Origin of the sequence: Oerskovia sp. USHLN155 (assembly GCF_037145535.1) — a bacterium.
Taxonomy (GTDB): Bacteria; Actinomycetota; Actinomycetes; order Actinomycetales; family Cellulomonadaceae; genus Oerskovia; species Oerskovia rustica.
In genome coordinates this window covers 457,874-473,236 of sequence record NZ_JBBCXG010000001.1, presented here as the reverse complement: position 1 = coordinate 473,236, position 15,363 = coordinate 457,874, and the positions used below count along the sequence as shown (strand labels likewise).

At 72.7% G+C, this 15,363-nt stretch carries 18 protein-coding genes; 1 reads left to right on the top strand and 17 read right to left on the bottom strand.

Features of this window, described 5'->3' with window-relative positions; all coding sequences use genetic code 11:
• Window positions 1–31 precede the first annotated feature (31 nt).
• From WFH32_RS02095 to rpsB, 5 genes are all read right to left on the bottom strand, one after another.
• Window positions 32–877, bottom strand: a complete 846-nt coding sequence (locus WFH32_RS02095) for a phosphatidate cytidylyltransferase (protein ID WP_191795596.1) — start codon at window positions 875–877, stop codon at window positions 32–34.
• Window positions 878–898: 21 nt separating this feature from the next.
• Complete coding sequence (gene frr, locus WFH32_RS02090; protein ID WP_030150600.1) at window positions 899–1,456, bottom strand: ribosome recycling factor; 558 nt, start codon at window positions 1,454–1,456, stop codon at window positions 899–901.
• Between the two features lie 102 nt (window positions 1,457–1,558).
• Window positions 1,559–2,293, bottom strand: coding sequence for a UMP kinase (pyrH, locus tag WFH32_RS02085; RefSeq protein ID WP_191795681.1), 735 nt, complete (start codon window positions 2,291–2,293; stop codon window positions 1,559–1,561).
• Window positions 2,294–2,520: 227 nt separating this feature from the next.
• On the bottom strand, window positions 2,521–3,360 hold the full coding sequence (tsf, locus tag WFH32_RS02080; RefSeq protein ID WP_336706073.1) for a translation elongation factor Ts: 840 nt from the start codon (window positions 3,358–3,360) through the stop codon (window positions 2,521–2,523).
• Between the two features lie 107 nt (window positions 3,361–3,467).
• Entirely contained in the window at window positions 3,468–4,421 is a 954-nt protein-coding gene (gene rpsB, locus WFH32_RS02075) for a 30S ribosomal protein S2 (RefSeq protein WP_191798137.1), read from the bottom strand.
• A 465-nt stretch (window positions 4,422–4,886) separates the two neighbouring features.
• Between rpsB and WFH32_RS02070 the strand changes: the two genes are divergently transcribed.
• A complete protein-coding gene (locus WFH32_RS02070; RefSeq protein WP_336706071.1) occupies window positions 4,887–5,609 on the top strand; it encodes a murein hydrolase activator EnvC family protein in 723 nt (240 codons plus the stop codon).
• Window positions 5,610–5,924: 315 nt separating this feature from the next.
• Here the strand turns inward: WFH32_RS02070 and WFH32_RS02065 are convergent, their stop codons facing one another.
• From WFH32_RS02065 to rpsP, 12 genes are all read right to left on the bottom strand, one after another.
• Complete coding sequence (locus tag WFH32_RS02065; protein WP_191798135.1) at window positions 5,925–6,944, bottom strand: tyrosine recombinase XerC; 1,020 nt, start codon at window positions 6,942–6,944, stop codon at window positions 5,925–5,927.
• A gap of 17 nt (window positions 6,945–6,961) precedes the next feature.
• Window positions 6,962–8,185, bottom strand: coding sequence for a DNA-processing protein DprA (dprA, locus tag WFH32_RS02060; RefSeq protein WP_336706069.1), 1,224 nt, complete (start codon window positions 8,183–8,185; stop codon window positions 6,962–6,964).
• Window positions 8,178–9,716 carry a YifB family Mg chelatase-like AAA ATPase gene (locus WFH32_RS02055; RefSeq protein WP_336706067.1) on the bottom strand — a complete coding sequence of 513 codons (1,539 nt, stop codon included), beginning with the start codon at window positions 9,714–9,716 and terminating at the stop codon, window positions 8,178–8,180. Before WFH32_RS02055 ends, dprA begins: the two co-directional genes overlap by 8 nt.
• Entirely contained in the window at window positions 9,716–10,072 is a 357-nt protein-coding gene (locus tag WFH32_RS02050) for a YraN family protein (RefSeq protein WP_030150607.1), read from the bottom strand. Before WFH32_RS02050 ends, WFH32_RS02055 begins: the two co-directional genes overlap by 1 nt.
• 175 nt (window positions 10,073–10,247) lie before the next feature.
• Window positions 10,248–10,547 (bottom strand): DUF2469 domain-containing protein, encoded by a 300-nt coding sequence (locus WFH32_RS02045; RefSeq protein ID WP_024840525.1) that lies wholly within the window; start codon window positions 10,545–10,547, stop codon window positions 10,248–10,250.
• Window positions 10,548–10,679: 132 nt separating this feature from the next.
• Entirely contained in the window at window positions 10,680–11,468 is a 789-nt protein-coding gene (locus WFH32_RS02040; protein ID WP_336706063.1) for a ribonuclease HII, read from the bottom strand.
• The gene (gene lepB, locus WFH32_RS02035; RefSeq protein WP_336706173.1) at window positions 11,465–12,166 is read right to left on the bottom strand and encodes a signal peptidase I; all 702 of its coding nucleotides are present in this window, start codon (window positions 12,164–12,166) and stop codon (window positions 11,465–11,467) included. The genes WFH32_RS02040 and lepB overlap by 4 nt, the downstream gene beginning before the upstream one ends.
• Window positions 12,167–12,402: 236 nt before the next feature.
• Window positions 12,403–12,762, bottom strand: coding sequence for a 50S ribosomal protein L19 (rplS, locus tag WFH32_RS02030; RefSeq protein WP_030150610.1), 360 nt, complete (start codon window positions 12,760–12,762; stop codon window positions 12,403–12,405).
• A gap of 162 nt (window positions 12,763–12,924) precedes the next feature.
• A complete protein-coding gene (gene trmD / locus WFH32_RS02025) occupies window positions 12,925–13,752 on the bottom strand; it encodes a tRNA (guanosine(37)-N1)-methyltransferase TrmD (protein ID WP_191798096.1) in 828 nt (275 codons plus the stop codon).
• A gap of 1 nt (window position 13,753) precedes the next feature.
• Window positions 13,754–14,338: a ribosome maturation factor RimM gene (rimM, locus tag WFH32_RS02020; RefSeq protein ID WP_336706062.1), complete on the bottom strand. Its 585-nt coding sequence runs from the start codon at window positions 14,336–14,338 to the stop codon at window positions 13,754–13,756.
• 273 nt (window positions 14,339–14,611) lie between these two features.
• Entirely contained in the window at window positions 14,612–14,851 is a 240-nt protein-coding gene (locus WFH32_RS02015; RefSeq protein WP_030150613.1) for an RNA-binding protein, read from the bottom strand.
• The gene (gene rpsP, locus WFH32_RS02010; protein ID WP_030150614.1) at window positions 14,851–15,285 is read right to left on the bottom strand and encodes a 30S ribosomal protein S16; all 435 of its coding nucleotides are present in this window, start codon (window positions 15,283–15,285) and stop codon (window positions 14,851–14,853) included. Before rpsP ends, WFH32_RS02015 begins: the two co-directional genes overlap by 1 nt.
• Window positions 15,286–15,363: the final 78 nt, after the last annotated feature.

Below are 15,363 nucleotides of genomic sequence, written 5' to 3'. Positions count from 1 at the left end.
CCGCGCCTGCGCTCGCCCTCACGGGACCGCCTCAGAGCGAGACGGAGAGCAGCAGGTACACGAACGGAGCGGTCAGGAGCATGGAGTCCAGGCGGTCGAGGACGCCGCCGTGCCCCGGCAGGAGCGACCCCATGTCCTTCAATTCTAGGTCGCGCTTGATCATCGACTCGGCCAGGTCTCCCACGGTCGCCGTGAGCGGCACCATGATGCCGAGCAGGACACCGATGACGGGGCTCACGCCGAGCCCGTAGACGGCACCCAGGACGCCGATCGCCGTCGCCAGGACGAACGAGCCCGCCAGGCCCTCCCAGCTCTTCTTCGGACTGATCGACGGCGCCAGCGGATGACGCCCGAACAGGACCCCGGCCACGTACCCCCCGACGTCGTTCGAGACGGCCAGCAGGATGAACAGGAGGACCTGGATCCGACCGTTGTCCGGGTTCGCCAGCATCATCATCACGAACCCCGCCATGAACGGCAGGTACGCCGTCGCGAACGTTCCCGCGGCGGCGTCACGCACCGCCGCTGTCCCCGAGCCGTCGATGACCCGCCAGACCACGACGCCGGCCACCGTCAGGACGAACGAGACCATGAGGGCCTCGGGTCCCGAGTAGTAGGACGAGATCAGGATCCCCGCCGCGCCGACCAGGAGCGGCAGGAGCGGCAGGTGGATGTCACGACGGAGGAAGGCCTGCTTCAGCTCCCACAGCGCCGCCCCGACCGCAGCGGTCGCCAGCAGCACGAACGGCTCGGGGCGGAAGGCCAACGAGGCCCCCACCAGCACGAGGAGCCCGATCCCGACGGAGATCGCCTTGGGCAGGTCGCGCCCGGCCTTCGGCGTGCGCCGGGGCCTGGACGCGACCGCATCACTTGTCATCGGTGCGTACGGACTTCTGCATCAGACCTCGAGGAGCTCGCTCTCCTTGCCGGCGAGCAGCGCGTCGATCGTGTCGACGTGGCTCTTGGTGAGCGCCTCGAGCTCCTTCTCGGCGCGCGTGCCCTCGTCCTCCCCTGCCTCGCCGTCCTTCACGATACGGTCGAGCTGCTCCTTGGCACGGCGGCGCACGTTGCGCACCGAGACGCGGGCGTCCTCGGCCTTGCCCTTCGCGAGCTTCACGTAGTCGCGGCGGCGCTCCTCGGTCAGGACGGGGAGCACGACACGGATGATGTTGCCGTCGTTGCTGGGGTTCACCCCGAGGTCCGAGTCACGGATGGCCTTCTCGATCGCGCTCAGGGCGGTCTTGTCGAAGGGCGAGATCACGATCGTGCGGGCCTCGGGCGTGTTGAACGAGGCGAGCTGCTGCAGGGGCGTCGGAGCGCCGTAGTACTCGACCGTGATCTTGTTGAACATCGCGCCGCTCGCACGTCCCGTGCGAATGTTCGCGAAGTCCTCCTTGGCGACCTCGATCGCCTTGTCCATCTTCTCTTCGGCCTCGAGGAGGGTCTCGTCGATCACCAGTGCTCCTTCGTCGTGCGTTGCTGGGCTAGCCGTCCTGCGCCGCACGAGGCGGCGCACCCGGGGACGCGGTGCGGCCCGGGTCGTTCGTCGGTCGTCCGGTCAGTTCGTCGTGACCAGTGTCCCGATATTGTCCCCCAGCAGCGCGCGGGTCACGTTGCCCGGCTCGCCCATGCCGAAGACCCGCATGGTCACGTCGTTGTCGCGGCACAGGCTCAAGGCCGTGGCGTCCATGACGGCCAGGTCGTTGACGAGCGCGTCGGTGTACGTCAGGTGGTCGAGCTTGACGGCGTCCGGGTTCGTGCGCGGGTCCGCGGAGTAGACCCCGTCGACGCCGTTCTTGCCCATGAGGACCTCCTGGCAGTGCGTCTCGAGGGCACGCTGGACGGAGACGGTGTCGGTCGAGAAGTACGGCATGCCGGCGCCGGCGCCGAAGATCACGACACGGCCCTTCTCCAGGTGGCGGATGGCGCGCAACGGGATGTACGGCTCGGCGACCTGGCCCATGGTGATGGCGGTCTGCACGCGCGTGTCGACACCGGACTGCTCGAGGAAGTCCTGAAGCGCGAGGCAGTTCATGACCGTGCCCAGCATGCCCATGTAGTCGGCGCGGGCGCGGTCGAGGCCCCGCTGGGACAGCTCGGCGCCACGGAAGAAGTTGCCGCCGCCCACGACGATCGCGACCTGCACGCCCTGACGCACGGCCTCCGCGATCTCGCCCGCGACGCGCTGGACGACGTCCGGCGCCAGGCCGATCTGTCCGCCACCGAAGGTCTCACCGGAGAGCTTCAGCAGAACTCGTCGTGCCGGGGTCGTGGTCTCGATGTTGTCGCCCATGTGCAGCGCCACCTGTTCTTCGTCGTTCCGAGCTCCCGAGGTCTGCCCCAGGACGTTCCGGGGACGGTCCTACGAAGGTCCCCGGGGTGTTGCGTGGTGCGCCAGGACCTGGCCTGGTCCCGGTGCGCGGTGGCGGGGGGCGCCGCCGCGGGGGCCCCGCGGCCCCGGGCAGGGGGGGGGGGGCGCGGGGGCGGGCGGCGCGGCCCCCGGGCCACCGGAGGAAGGCGTCAGGCGCCGACGCGGTACCGCACGAACTCGGTGACCGTGCCACCGGCCTCGGCGAGGACCTGACCGACGGTCTTCTTCGGGTCCTTGGCGAGCGGCTGGTCGAGCAGCACGACGTCCTTGAAGAAGCCGTTCAGGCGGCCCTCGATGATCTTCGGCAGCGCGGCCTCGGGCTTGCCCTCGTTGCGCGAGGTCTCCTCGGCGATGCGGCGCTCGCTCGCGACGACGTCCTCCGGGACGTCCTCACGGGTCAGGTACGTCGGGGACATCGCGGCGACGTGCTGCGCGATCTCCTTGGCGACGGCCTCACCGGCGACGTCCGTGGCGACGACGACGCCGATCGACGGCGGCAGGTCCTTGGCGGTGCGGTGCAGGTACGCGGTGACGCGCTCACCGGCGACACGCGTGGTGCGGCGCAGGACGATCTTCTCGCCGAGCGACGCAGCGGTGTTGTCGATGACGAGCTGGACGGACTCACCGTCGGCGTCCGCAGCGAGCGCTGCGTCGACGTCGGCCGCACCCGAGGCCGCGACGGCCGTCAGGACGCGGGCCGCGAGGTTGAGGAAGTTCTCGTTCTTCGCGACGAAGTCGGTCTCGGAGTTGAGCTCGATGAGCGTGGCGACCTGGCCACCCTCGGTCTCGGAGACGTCGACGGCCACGAGGCCCTCGGAGGTCGAACGGCCCTCGCGCTTGGCGACGCCCTTCAGCCCCTTGACGCGGATGATCTCGAGCGCCTTCTCGGAGTCGCCGTCGGCCTCGTCGAGCGCCTTCTTGACGTCGAGCATGCCGGCGCCGGTGCGCTCGCGCAGCGCCTTGATGTCGGCTGCGGTGTAGTTCGCCATGGTGGTGTCCTTACCTGTCTGGGGTCCCGGGGCTCCCCGGGGAGAACGTGGAGCGGGCGGTGCGGCGGGGGGGCGCCCCCCCCCCGGGGGGGGCGCGCACCACGTCGTCACTTGGACTCGTCGGCCTCTTCGGCGGCGGCCTCGACGGCAGCCTCAGCCTCGACCTCGGCCTCGACGGCGACCTCGGCAGCAGCCTCGGCCACGACCTCGGCCTCGACTGCCGTCTCGGCAGCAGCCTCGGCCACGACCTCAGCAGCGGCCGCGGTCTCCACGGCAGCCTCGGCCTCGGCACCGGCGAGGAGCTCGCGCTCCCACTCGGCGAGGGGCTCTGCCTCGGTGGCGGAGCCGGCCTCGGCGCCCGTGCGGCCCGAGTGGCGCTGGAGCAGGCCCTCTGCGGCGGCGTCGGCGATCACGCGGGTCAGCAGCGTGACGGCGCGGATCGCGTCGTCGTTGCCCGGGATCTTGTAGTCGACGACGTCGGGGTCGCAGTTGGTGTCGAGGATCGCGACGATCGGGATGTGCAGCTTGCGCGCCTCGTCGACGGCCAGGTGCTCCTTGTTGGTGTCGACGATCCACACGGCGGAGGGGACCTTCGCCATGTCGCGGATGCCGCCCAGGGTGCGGGTCAGCTTGTCCTTCTCGCGGCGGAGGACGAGCAGCTCCTTCTTGGTGAGCCCGGAGCCTGCGACGTCGTCGAAGTCGATCTCCTCGAGCTCCTTCATACGCTGCAGACGCTTGTGCACCGTGGTGAAGTTGGTGAGCATGCCACCGAGCCAGCGGTGGTTCACGTAGGGCATGCCGACACGAGCGGCCTGCTCGGCGACGGGCTCCTGCGCCTGCTTCTTCGTGCCGACGAAGAGGATCGTGCCACCGTGGGCGACGGTCTCCTTGACGAACTCGTACGCGCGGTCGATGTAGGACAGCGACTGCTGCAGGTCGACGATGTAGATGCCGTTGCGCTCCGTGAAGATGAAGCGCTTCATCTTCGGGTTCCAGCGGCGGGTCTGGTGTCCGAAGTGGACTCCGCTGTCGAGGAGCTGGCGCATGGTCACGACGGCCATGGCACTTCCTTTCAGGCGTGACGCGGGATCCTCCCGCTGCTCACGCTCATTCGTCCGACCGGTCGCAGTGCGTCCGGTCGGTGCATTCCGGTTGTCGGTGCCGGCCGGGATTGGCCCTGCACCCCTGGCGCCACACCATGGTCCGACGCCGGGCCCTGGCGAACGAGGGTCCGGACCGTTGTCGGGATGGCCCCTGACGGCGACCTGGAGAGGTCGGGAGTCGGAGACGTGACGCGCGAAGTCGACGGCGCGCAGCGGGGGGTTCGCGGTGTCCGTCCGGTGACCTCTGGGGTGACCGTCGGGAGTGCCGTGAGCCCGTCCGAGTGAACGTGCCGATCGCGGCGTTAAGTCTACCTGATCGCGGGCCGCAGCCAGACCCGTGCACAGGCCGGGCGGACGGGGTCTCCTCCACAGGCCTGGGAGGCGGCCCCTCGCGCCGCGCCCGGTCTGCGCGAGGCTCGGACCGTGCTCACGTCCCGTTGGTCCTCGCCTCAGTCCGCCTCGACCTCGCGCCGCGCCCGACGCCGTCGCGTGGGTCCGCTCCACGGCCCCCCGCGCGCGGCGCCCGAGCCGGCAGGAGAGAGGACGGGTGCGCGGGGCGGCGGGCCGACAAGGGTGCGGGCCGGCGCGCTCCTGCGCGCGCCGGGGGCGGCGCTGGTCGTCGCCGGCCTGGTGGTCACCGTGGTCGCCGGGCCTCCTGCCCGAGGCGCCGAGGGCGAGACTCCGGGCGAGGCGGGATGGACGTCACCGGTCCCCGGCGACCTCGTGGTGCTCCGCGAGTTCCTTCCGCCCGACCAGGACTGGCTGGCCGGGCACCGCGGGGTCGACCTCGAGGTTCCGCCCGCGAGCGCCGTCGTGGCCCCCGAGGACGGGGTCGTGACGTTCGCCGGGACCGTGGTGGACCGTGGGGTCCTGGTCGTCCTGCACGACGGCGGCCTGCGCAGCTCGCTGGAACCGGTCGACGGCTCGGTCGCCGTGGGGACGACGGTCGGCCGCGGGCAGGTCGTGGGGACGGTCCAGGTCACGGGCGACGGGGCCGACGGCTCCGCCGGGGCCGGTCCCGCGGCGGCCGGACACTGTCTGCCGGAGTCGTGCCTGCACTGGGGCGTGCGCCGCGACGACACGTACGTCGACCCCCTCGCGCTGCTCGGGCCACGCGAACCGATCGTGCTGCTCCCGCTGCGCTGAGCGGCGTCCGGCCCCGGTACAGGTCGTCGACGTGGTGCGGCCCGGTGCCGCGTGATCCCGACAGGCTGGCCCGGCACCCCCGTATCCCCGCCCCTCGCGCCCGCGGGTCCCTCCCGGAGGCCGGTCGGTGCCGCACTGCGCAGAGTCGCGCAGATCCTCGTCCACGCAGAGCCTCGCTCACCGCGAGACGAGGCCATCGGGGGGTCGTGCGCCGTCCCGACCCCCGTTGGCCGCATCTCGCCGGCCCGAGGTCGTGCGAACGGCACGGGCACCTTCTCGGGGCCCGAAGGTTCCACGTCCCGGCAGTCGCACACATCATGCCCGTGGGAAGGCCTGCTCGAACGAGGCCCTCAGGCGGTCGGCGCTGACGTGCGTGTAGCGCTGGGTCGTGGAGAGCGTGGCGTGGCCCAGCACCTCCTGGACGCTGCGCAGGTCGGAGCCTCCCTGGAGCAGGTGGGTCGCCGCGCTGTGCCGCAGGTCGTGCGGCGCGACGTCGTCGACCCCGGCCAGGGCCGCGAGACGGTGCACCGTCTCGCGTGCCTGTCGCTGCCCCCACCGGCGGCCGCGGTCGCCGAGGAGCAGTGCAGGCCCGGAGTCCGCGACCACCAGGGCCGGCCTCCCTACGTCGAGCCAGCGGCGGAGCGCGCGCCCCGCGGGAACGCCGAACGGCACGACACGTTCCTTGTCGCCCTTGCCGACCACACGTAGCGTCCGCTCCCCCAGGTCCACGTCGTCGACGTCGGTGCCGACGAGCTCGGCGACGCGCAGGCCCGAGGCGTAGAGCACCTCGACCGCGACCCACTCGCGCAGGCGCGCCGGGGCGCCGTCCGCGGCCGCGTCGCGCGCGGTCTCCATGAGATGGGTGGCGGCGTCGACGGCGAGAACGGTCGGCAGGTGACGGGCGACCTTGGGGCTCGCGAGGCGCAGCGCCGGGTTGTGCGTCGTGCGCCCGGTGCTCGTCGTCCAGGCGAAGAAGGCGCGGGCGGCCGCGCCGCGCCGCGCCATCGTGGTGCGCGCGAGGTCACGAGCACCGAGGTCGGCGAGCCAGTCGCGCAGGACCGCGATGTCGACGTCGTCCAGGCTTCGCACACCCGTCGCCACCGCGCGCGCCAGCAGCGACCGGACGTCGCCCGTGTAGGCGCGCACAGTGTGGGCCGACAGTCCTCGCTGGACGTCGAGGTGCAGCTCGAACTCGGCGACGGCCACGGCCAGCGCGGGCGGAAGAGGCGCCTCCTTCGGGGTCGAGCCGTCGGCCAGGCCGGGCTCCGTGCCGGTGCGACCGCTCCCGTTCGCGCCGCTGTCGCCACCGGTGCCGTGCCGCTGGGTGTCGCTCATGGTCCCAGTGTCGCTGCTCACCCCCACCGCGCGGTGGAACCCACGCGCTGTGGTGGCCGGGCCGCCCGACGCCACCTGCCGCCGGACTGCTCCGCGAGACCTGCGAGCTCGAGGTGACCGAGGCCCCCGAGCGTCTCGTCGAGCCCGAGCCCGGCCGCGCGGGCGACCGAGTCCACGGCTGCGTGCGCACGCAACGGCAGGGCGTCCCACAGCCTCCTGCCCAGCTCGTCGAGGTCGTCCTGGGGTGCGGGGCGCCCGGCCCGCGGGGTCGGTGCGTCCGTCCCGACGTCCCCGGCCAGCTCCGCGGCCTCGTCGGCGTCGGTCACGCACACGGCCTTCGCCTCGCGCAGGAGCTGGTGGCACCCGCCCGAGGCCATCGAGGTCACGGGCCCGGGCACGGCCCCGACAGGCCGCAGCAGCGCGCTCGCGTGCGTCGCGGTGCTCAGGGCCCCCGAGCGCCAGGCCGCCTCGACGACGACCGTCGCCCGGGAGAAGGCGGCGATGAGACGGTTGCGCTGCAGGAAGCGGACCCTGCTCGGGACGGATCCCGGCGGCACCTCGCTGACGATGCTCCCCTCGTCCAGTACGGCCTGCAGGAGGTCGGTGTTGCCGGCCGGGTAGAGGCGATCGACGCCTCCCGCGAGGAATGCGACCGTGCGGCCGCGCGCTGCGATCGCCCCCCGGTGCGCCGCGGCGTCGATCCCGTACGCGCCGCCGGAGACGATCGTGAAGCGACGGTCGACCAGTCCCGAGGCGAGGTCGGCCGCGACGTGGCGGCCGTACTCGGTGCACGCGCGAGCGCCCACGAGGGCGACCGACCGTCGGGCAAGGTCCCCGAGGTCGGTCTCGCCTCGGACCCACAGCGCGAGGGGCGCTGCGTCACCCAGGTCGTCGACCGCCGTCGGCCACCGCGGGTCCCCGGGCACCAGGAGTGCACCACCAAGCCGGTCGAGGGCGCGCAGCTCGCGACCGGGGTCGAGGGTCGCGAGGCGACCACGCCACCGTTCCACGGCCCGCTGCACGCGGCCGACCGACGGTCGTTCCGGGTGCTGCTCGAGCCGTCGCGGCACCACGGGGCTCGTGCCCGACGCGGCGTCGTAGAGCCACGCCAGGGCGTCCCCGGCGCCGAGGTGCGTGACGAGCGCGCCGGCGACCTGGTCCCCCGGTTCGGCGATCCGGCTCCAGGCCGCGCGTGCGAGCACGGGGTCGTCGACGTCGAACGCCGGCCCGGGCTCAGCCATGGTGTCCTCGCGTCCGGAGAGCGAGCCCCTGCCCCACGTCTCCTGCGTTCGGTGCGGCACGACCGGCCAGGTCGGCCACGGTCCAGGCGAGCCGGAGGACCCGGTCGGCGCCGCGCAGCGAGAGGGTGCCGCGGTCGAGGGCCGTGTCGATGCCTGCGAGCAGCCCGGGGTCCGGCCCGAGACGCTCGCGCAGCCAGGTGCCGGGCACCTCGGCGTTCGTGCCCCACGGGGTCCCCGCGAGCCTGGTCCTGGCGGCCGCGCGAGCAGCCGCCACGCGCGCCGCGACGGTCGCGCTCGACTCCACGTCGGCCCCTCCCGCCCGGTCGACGCGCGACACCGGACGCACCTCGACCTGGACGTCGACGCGGTCGAGCAGCGGGCCCGACAACCGGGCGAAGTACCGTCGCCGGACCAGCGGGCTGCACGAGCACTCGAGCCCCTTGCCGATCCCGAGACCGCACGGGCACGGGTTGGCGGCCAGCACGAGCTGGAAGCGGGCCGGGTAGCGCGCGGACCCGGCCGCGCGGTGGATCACGAGCTCGCCGTGCTCGAGCGGCTGTCGCAAGGTCTGCAGGACCCGCGACCCGAACTCGGGCGCCTCGTCGAGGAACAGGACGCCGCGGTGCGCGCGGGACGCGGCGCCGGGTCGTGGCAGCCCGCTGCCGCCGCCGACGATCGAGGCCGGGGTCGCGGTGTGGTGCGGGTCCTCGTAGGGCGGGCGGCGGATCAGCCCCTGTCCCGGGTCGAAGACCCCCGCGATCGAGTGCACCGCCGTGACCTCGACCGCCTCGGACTCGTCGAGGTCCGGCAGGATGCCGGTGATCCGGGAGGCGAGCATGGTCTTGCCCGCCCCGGGCGGTCCGACGAGGAGCAGGTGGTGACCGCCTGCGGCCGCGACCTCGAGCGCACGACGTGCCTGCTCCTGTCCCAGGACGTCGCGCAGGTCCCCCGCGGCTCGACGCGGCCCGGCGGTGCGGGTCGGGCGCGCCGCGGGCGTCGGTGTCGTGATGCCCGGCACCTCGGCGCCGTACAGGGCGGCGATCTCGGCCAGGCTCGCGACACCGACGACCCGGGCCCCGGGGACGAGCCGGGCCTCGTCCGCGTCCTGCACGGGCACGACGACGTCGCGCAGCCCGGCAGCGACGGCGGCGGCGACCGCGGGGAGCACCCCTCGCACGGGCTGGAGCCGTCCGTCGAGCCCGAGCTCGCCGATGTGCACGACACGCTCGGGGTCCCCGACGGAGATCTTGCGGGCCCCGGCGAGCATCGCGACCGCGATGGCGAGGTCGAAGCCCGATCCCGCCTTGGGCAGCGAGGCCGGGGACAGGTTGACCGTGATCTTGCGCTGGGGCCACTCGATGCCCGACGAGGCGATCGCGGCACGGACGCGGTCCTTCGACTCCGAGAGCGCGGCGTCGGGGAGCCCGACGAGCGTGAAGCCCGGGACCGAGGCGGCAAGGTGGGCCTGCACCTCCACGAGGTGACCCGAGAGACCGACGAGCGAGACCGCGAACGTCGTCCCGAGCGACATCAGCTGACACCGACGAGGTGCTCGACCTGCGCGGCCCCGGCCGCGGGCAGGACCACCGCGACGACGTCGATCCGTATCGACGCCGGGCGGACCGGGTGCGTCGCGACCCACTCCCCGGTCAGGCGACGCAGCCGGGCCAGCTTGTCCGGGGTCACGGCCTCGGCGGGGTGCCCGAAGCCGGTCCCTCGCCGGGTCTTGACCTCGACCGCCACCAGCACGTCACCGTCACGGGCGACCAGGTCGAGCTCGCCCCGGGTGCCCCGCCAGTTGCGGTCCAGGACCACCCATCCGGCCTCGACCAGGTACGTCGCAGCGACCTTCTCCCCGTACCGCCCGACAGCGTCCTTCGCTCTCATGTCCCACCTCCGGCTCACACCCTGGCCCGTTCGGGGCGTTGGTGGGAGCACACAGGTGCCGGTTGTGGAGAGGTGCCCACGACCGGGTCCTGTGCATGGCTCGGCCGGGCGGGAGCAGGACAGTCCTGCGGCCCGGCCGGATCGGGGGGCCACAGGACTGCTGCTGGAGCGAGGACTAGAGCTGGAGCTCGGCCTTGGCCAGCTCCTCGACGTTGACGTCCTTGAACGTGACCACGCGCACCGACTTCACGAAGCGCGCGGAGCGGTACACGTCCCACACCCAGGCGTCGGCGAGCCGCAGCTCGAAGTACACCTCGCCTGCGGCCGACCTGACCTGGAGGTCCACCTGGTTCGCCAGGTAGAAACGTCGCTCTGTCTCGACCACGTAGGAGAACAGGCCCACCACATCGCGATACTCGCGGTAGAGGGCCAGTTCCATCTCGGTCTCATAGTTCTCGAGGTCTTCGGCGCTCACTGCACCATCATGGACCATCGAGTGCCACAACCCCGGATCGCCGGTCCTGCCGCGCGCCGCGCCCAGGCCGGCCGCGCCCAGGCCAGCCGCGCCCAGGCCAGCCGCGCCCAGGTCCCGCCGCGTGGTGCGCGCTCAGGCCTCGTCGCGCTCGGGGAGCCGCCAGCTCCGCCGGTGCTGCGGCGTCGGGCCGTGAGCCTTGAGTGCCTCGACGTGCACCGCGGAGCCGTACCCCTTGTTGCCGTCCCACCCGTACGCCGGGTACTGGCGGGCGAGGCCCGTCATGAGGCCGTCGCGCTCGCACTTGGCCAGGACGCTCGCGGCCGCGACCGACGCGCACTGGAGGTCGGCCTTGACGAGCGTGCGCACGGCCGGGTCCGGCAGGGCGAGGTCGTCCTCGGGGTCGAGGTCGAACGCCTCGAAGAGGTCGACGCCCGGGCGGGTCAGCCAGTCGTGCTTGCCGTCGAGCAGGACCGCGTCGACCGGGCCGAGCGAGCGCCGCACCTGGGCCAGCGCCCGGCGCCCGGCGAGCCGCAGCGCCACGACGATGCCGTGCGCGTCGATCTCCGCCGGTCCGGCATGCCCGACGGCCCACGCCAGCCCCCAGTCACGGACCGCGGGCAGCATGGCCTCGCGGGCCGCAGGCGTGAGCATCTTGGAGTCGGTCAGCCCCTTCGGGAACGTGCCCGTGCTCAGGTCCACCACGACGACGCCCACGCTCACCGGACCCGCCAGGGCCCCCCGCCCCACCTCGTCCATGCCCGCGACGAGCCGGGCGCCCGAGTCGAGGATCGCGCGCTCGTGGCGCAGCGTCGGCGGCTTGGGCCCGGTCGATCGCCTGACCGACGCCTTGCGCGGAGCGCGCCTGGCCGGCGCGGTCTCCGGCTCGCCCGCGACGAGCGGCGCACCGAGGTCGGTCGTCACGGTTCCGGCACCTCCGCGAACACGTCGCCCGGGTTGCGCATCAGCGTGAGGTCGCTGAGCGGCCACACCTTGACGAAGGTCGTCCCGACGACGTTGCTGATCGGCACGAACCCGCCGCCCGGCTTGCCGGTGTTGTACCGCGAGTCGGCCGAGTGCTGCCGGTTGTCGCCCATGACGAACAGCATGCCCTCCGGGACGACCACGTCGAAAGGGTCCTGGCTCGGGACGGAACCCGGCTTGATGTACGTCTCGTCGATCGGCTGGCCGTTGACGCTCACACGCCCCTGCGCGTCGCAGCACACGACCCGGTCGCCCGGTGTCCCGATCACCCGCTTGATGAGGTGCTCCCCGGTGTCCTGCGGGAGCAGCCCGACGAACGTCATGGCGGACGTCACGGCGTTGCCGACGGGGCCACGGTCGGGCGCGACGTACGGCGGGAGCCAGCTCCCCGGGTCCTTGAAGACGACGACGTCGCCGCGATGCACGTCGAACGCGTCGGGGACGAGGCGCGAGACCATGACGCGGTCCCCCTCGACGAGCGTGTCCTCCATCGAGGCGCTCGGGATGAAGAACGCCTGCACCAGGAACGTCTTGATCAGCCAGGACAGCACCAGCGCGCTGAGCAGGATGATGACGGTCTCGCGCAGCAGCGAGCCGCGCCGGGGCGCCGGCCGCGCACGGGACGAACCCACGTCCATCTGGCTCCTCGTGTCCGTCTCCGTCGTGGGTGCCGCGCCGGGCGCGGGGTCGGGGCGGGGTGCTGCCTGTGCGGCGCTGTCTGTCACGCGCTCACTGTGCCACTGCGCGGGCCCTCGGGCGAAACCGGGAGCGGCCGTCGCGGGCCGGCCGACAGGCGCCGGAACGCCGACGGGCGGCCACCTGGAGGTGGCCGCCCGTGGACGCGTGACGAGGCTGACGCGGGGTCAGGCTCGGATCACTTCGAGGGGAGCGCGTCGCGCTTCTCCTTGATCTTCGCCTTCTTGCCGCGCAGCTTGCGCAGGTAGTACAGCTTGGCGCGGCGGACGTCACCGCGCGTGACGAGCTCGATCGACTCGAGGGTCGGGGAGTGCACCGGGAAGGTACGCTCCACGCCGACGCTGAAGCTGATCTTGCGGACCGTGAAGGTCTCGCGGATGCCGCCACCCTGGCGACCGATGACGACGCCCTGGAACGCCTGGACACGAGAGCGGTTGCCCTCGACGACCTTGACGTTGACCTTGACGGTGTCTCCGGCCCGGAAGACCGGGATGTCGCTACGCAGCGATGCTGCGTCGACGCTGTCCAGCGTGTGCATTGATCTCTCCCCGCCCTGCCACAGGTCAGACGCGTTCTCGTGGCCCACCGCGAGGTGGGTCCGGTTCAGTACGTGGGTGGTGCTCGCATGTGATCGGTCGCGCACGCGGACGTGCGGTGGGCTTCCCCTGTGGCAGAGGCCCGACCGGCGCACACCAAGGGTCTATTCTGCCACACCGCCGACAGTGGCTCCGGGGACGGGTTCGGCGCTGCCCGGGGCTCGGTGCAGGGCTCCCCCGCGCACCTCCCAGCCGAGCGAGGCGAGGAACGCCCGGTCGTGCTTGTCGAGGGTGCTCGCGTCGAGCGCCGCGATCAGGTCGGGTCGGCGGGCGGAGGTCTTCTCGAGGGCCCGGTCGCGGCGCCAGCGACGGATCTTCGCGTGGTGCCCCGAGAGCAGCACGTCGGGCACCTCGAGGTCCGACCAGACGGGGGGCTTGGTGTACACGGGGTACTCCAGGAGGCCGGCCGCGCCGTGGGACTCCTCGACGAGCGACTCCGGGTTGCCGATCACCCCGGGCAGCAGGCGGGCGACGGCCTCGACCATGACGAGCGAGGCGACCTCCCCCCCGTTGAGCACGTAGTCGCCGATCGAGAGCTCGCTCACGCGGTGCCCGGCGGCGCGGTAGTGCTCGGCCACGCGAGCGTCGATCCCCTCGTAGCGCCCGCACGCGAAGACGAGCTGGTCCTCGGTCGCCAGCGCTTCCGCGGTGCGCTGGGTGAACGTCGCGCCCGACGGCGTCGGCACCACCAGGTGCGCGGGTCCGGTCGCGGTCAGCTCGTCGATGGCCTGCCCCCAGACGTCGGGGCGCATGACCATGCCCGCTCCCCCGCCGAAGGGCGTGTCGTCGACCGTCCGGTGGCGGTCGGTGGTCCAGTCGCGCAGGTCGTGGACGCGCAGGTCGAGCAGACCAGCGACGCGCGCCTTGCCCACGAGCGAGAGGTCCAGGGCCGCGAGGTACTCCGGGAAGATCGAGACGATGTCGATGCGCACGTCAGTCGTTCGTCCCGTCGGTCGTGTCGTCGGTCGTGTCGTCGCCGGAGCCCGGCGTCGGCTCGGCGACCTCGAGCAGGTCGGCGTCGCGCGCCAGGAGGCCACCCGGCGGGTCGAGCACGACCCGCCCGCCCGGCACGTCGACGACGGGCACGATCGCGTGCACGAACGGAACGAGCGTGCGTGTGCCGTCGGTCTCCTTGAGCACGAGCAGGTCGTGCGCCGGGAGATGCTCGAGCCCCAGGACCTCTCCCACGACCGTGCCGTCCTCGAGCTCGGCGCGCAGCCCCACGAGCTCGTGCGGGTACCAGGCGTCCTCCTCGTCGGAGACGTCGGCCTCGACGACGAGCGTGATGCCACGCATGCGCTCGGCCGCCGAGCGGTCGGCCACGCCCGCGAACGTCACGAGCCACTTGCCCTGGTGCAGCCGCGCGCGCTCTATCGTCAGCGGTCCCGCCTCGGCGGGCTCGGTGTCGATCGTGGACCCGACGACGAGACGCGCCTCGGGGTTGTCGGTGCGCATGTCCAGCGCGACCTCGCCGCGCAGTCCGTGGGCGCGGCCGATACGGGCCACCGTGAGCTGCATCGTGTGCTCCTTCTCGTCGTGTTCGTGCTCGTCGTGCGTGGGTCGTGCCGGAGCCCGCGACCGGGAGCTCCCACGGTGTCACCCGTGGGGCGCGGACGCACGTCCTGACCGCGCCCCGTCGGCGGGTGCCGAGACGGCGCCGAGCGGTCAGCGGCAGGTGTTGGGCAGACGACGAGGCCCGGTCCACCCTGAGGGGGACCGGGCCTCGTCGGCGTGCGGTCGGCGGACCGACCGTCACGTTCGTGCTGTGGTTCGGCTTGCGCTCAGCCGTCGTCAGCGGCGGTCGACGTCGACGACGTCGACACGCACCGGACCGTCGACCGACAGGGCTCCGATCACCGTGCGCAGGGCACGGGCCGTCCGCCCGCCGCGGCCGATGACGCGACCGAGGTCCTCGGGGTGGACCCGGACCTCGAGCAGCTCGCCCCGACGCAGCGGCTTCGCGTTGACCCGGACGGCGTCCGGGTTGTCCACGATGCCGCGCACCAGGTGCTCGAGCGCCTCGCCGAGCATCAGGCCTGCTCTTCGGCTGCCTCAGCCGCGTCAGCGGACTCGGTCTCGACCGGCGCAGCAGCCTTCTTCTCGGCAGCCTTCGCCTTGACCTTCTCGGCGTCCTTGGCGGCGGCCTCGATGGCGGCGGCCGGGTCGACCTTCTCGCCCTTGACGCGCAGGGTGCCCTCGGCACCCGGCAGGCCCTTGAACTTCTGCCAGTCACCCGTGATCTTGAGGAGCACGAGAACCTGCTCGGTCGGCTGTGCGCCGACGCTCAGCCAGTACTGCGCACGCTCGGAGGAGATGTCGATGAGCGACGGCTCCTCGGTCGGGTGGTACTTGCCGATCTCCTCGATGACGCGACCGTCACGCTTGGTGCGCGAGTCCGCGACGACGACACGGTAGTACGGCGCACGGATCTTGCCGAGGCGCTTCAAACGAATCTTGGTGGCCACTGTGGTGGTCTCTCCTGGTTCTGGGTGAGGTGACCCGTGCGTCCTCCCGGTGGGGACCAGGTGAGCACGGTGTCGGGA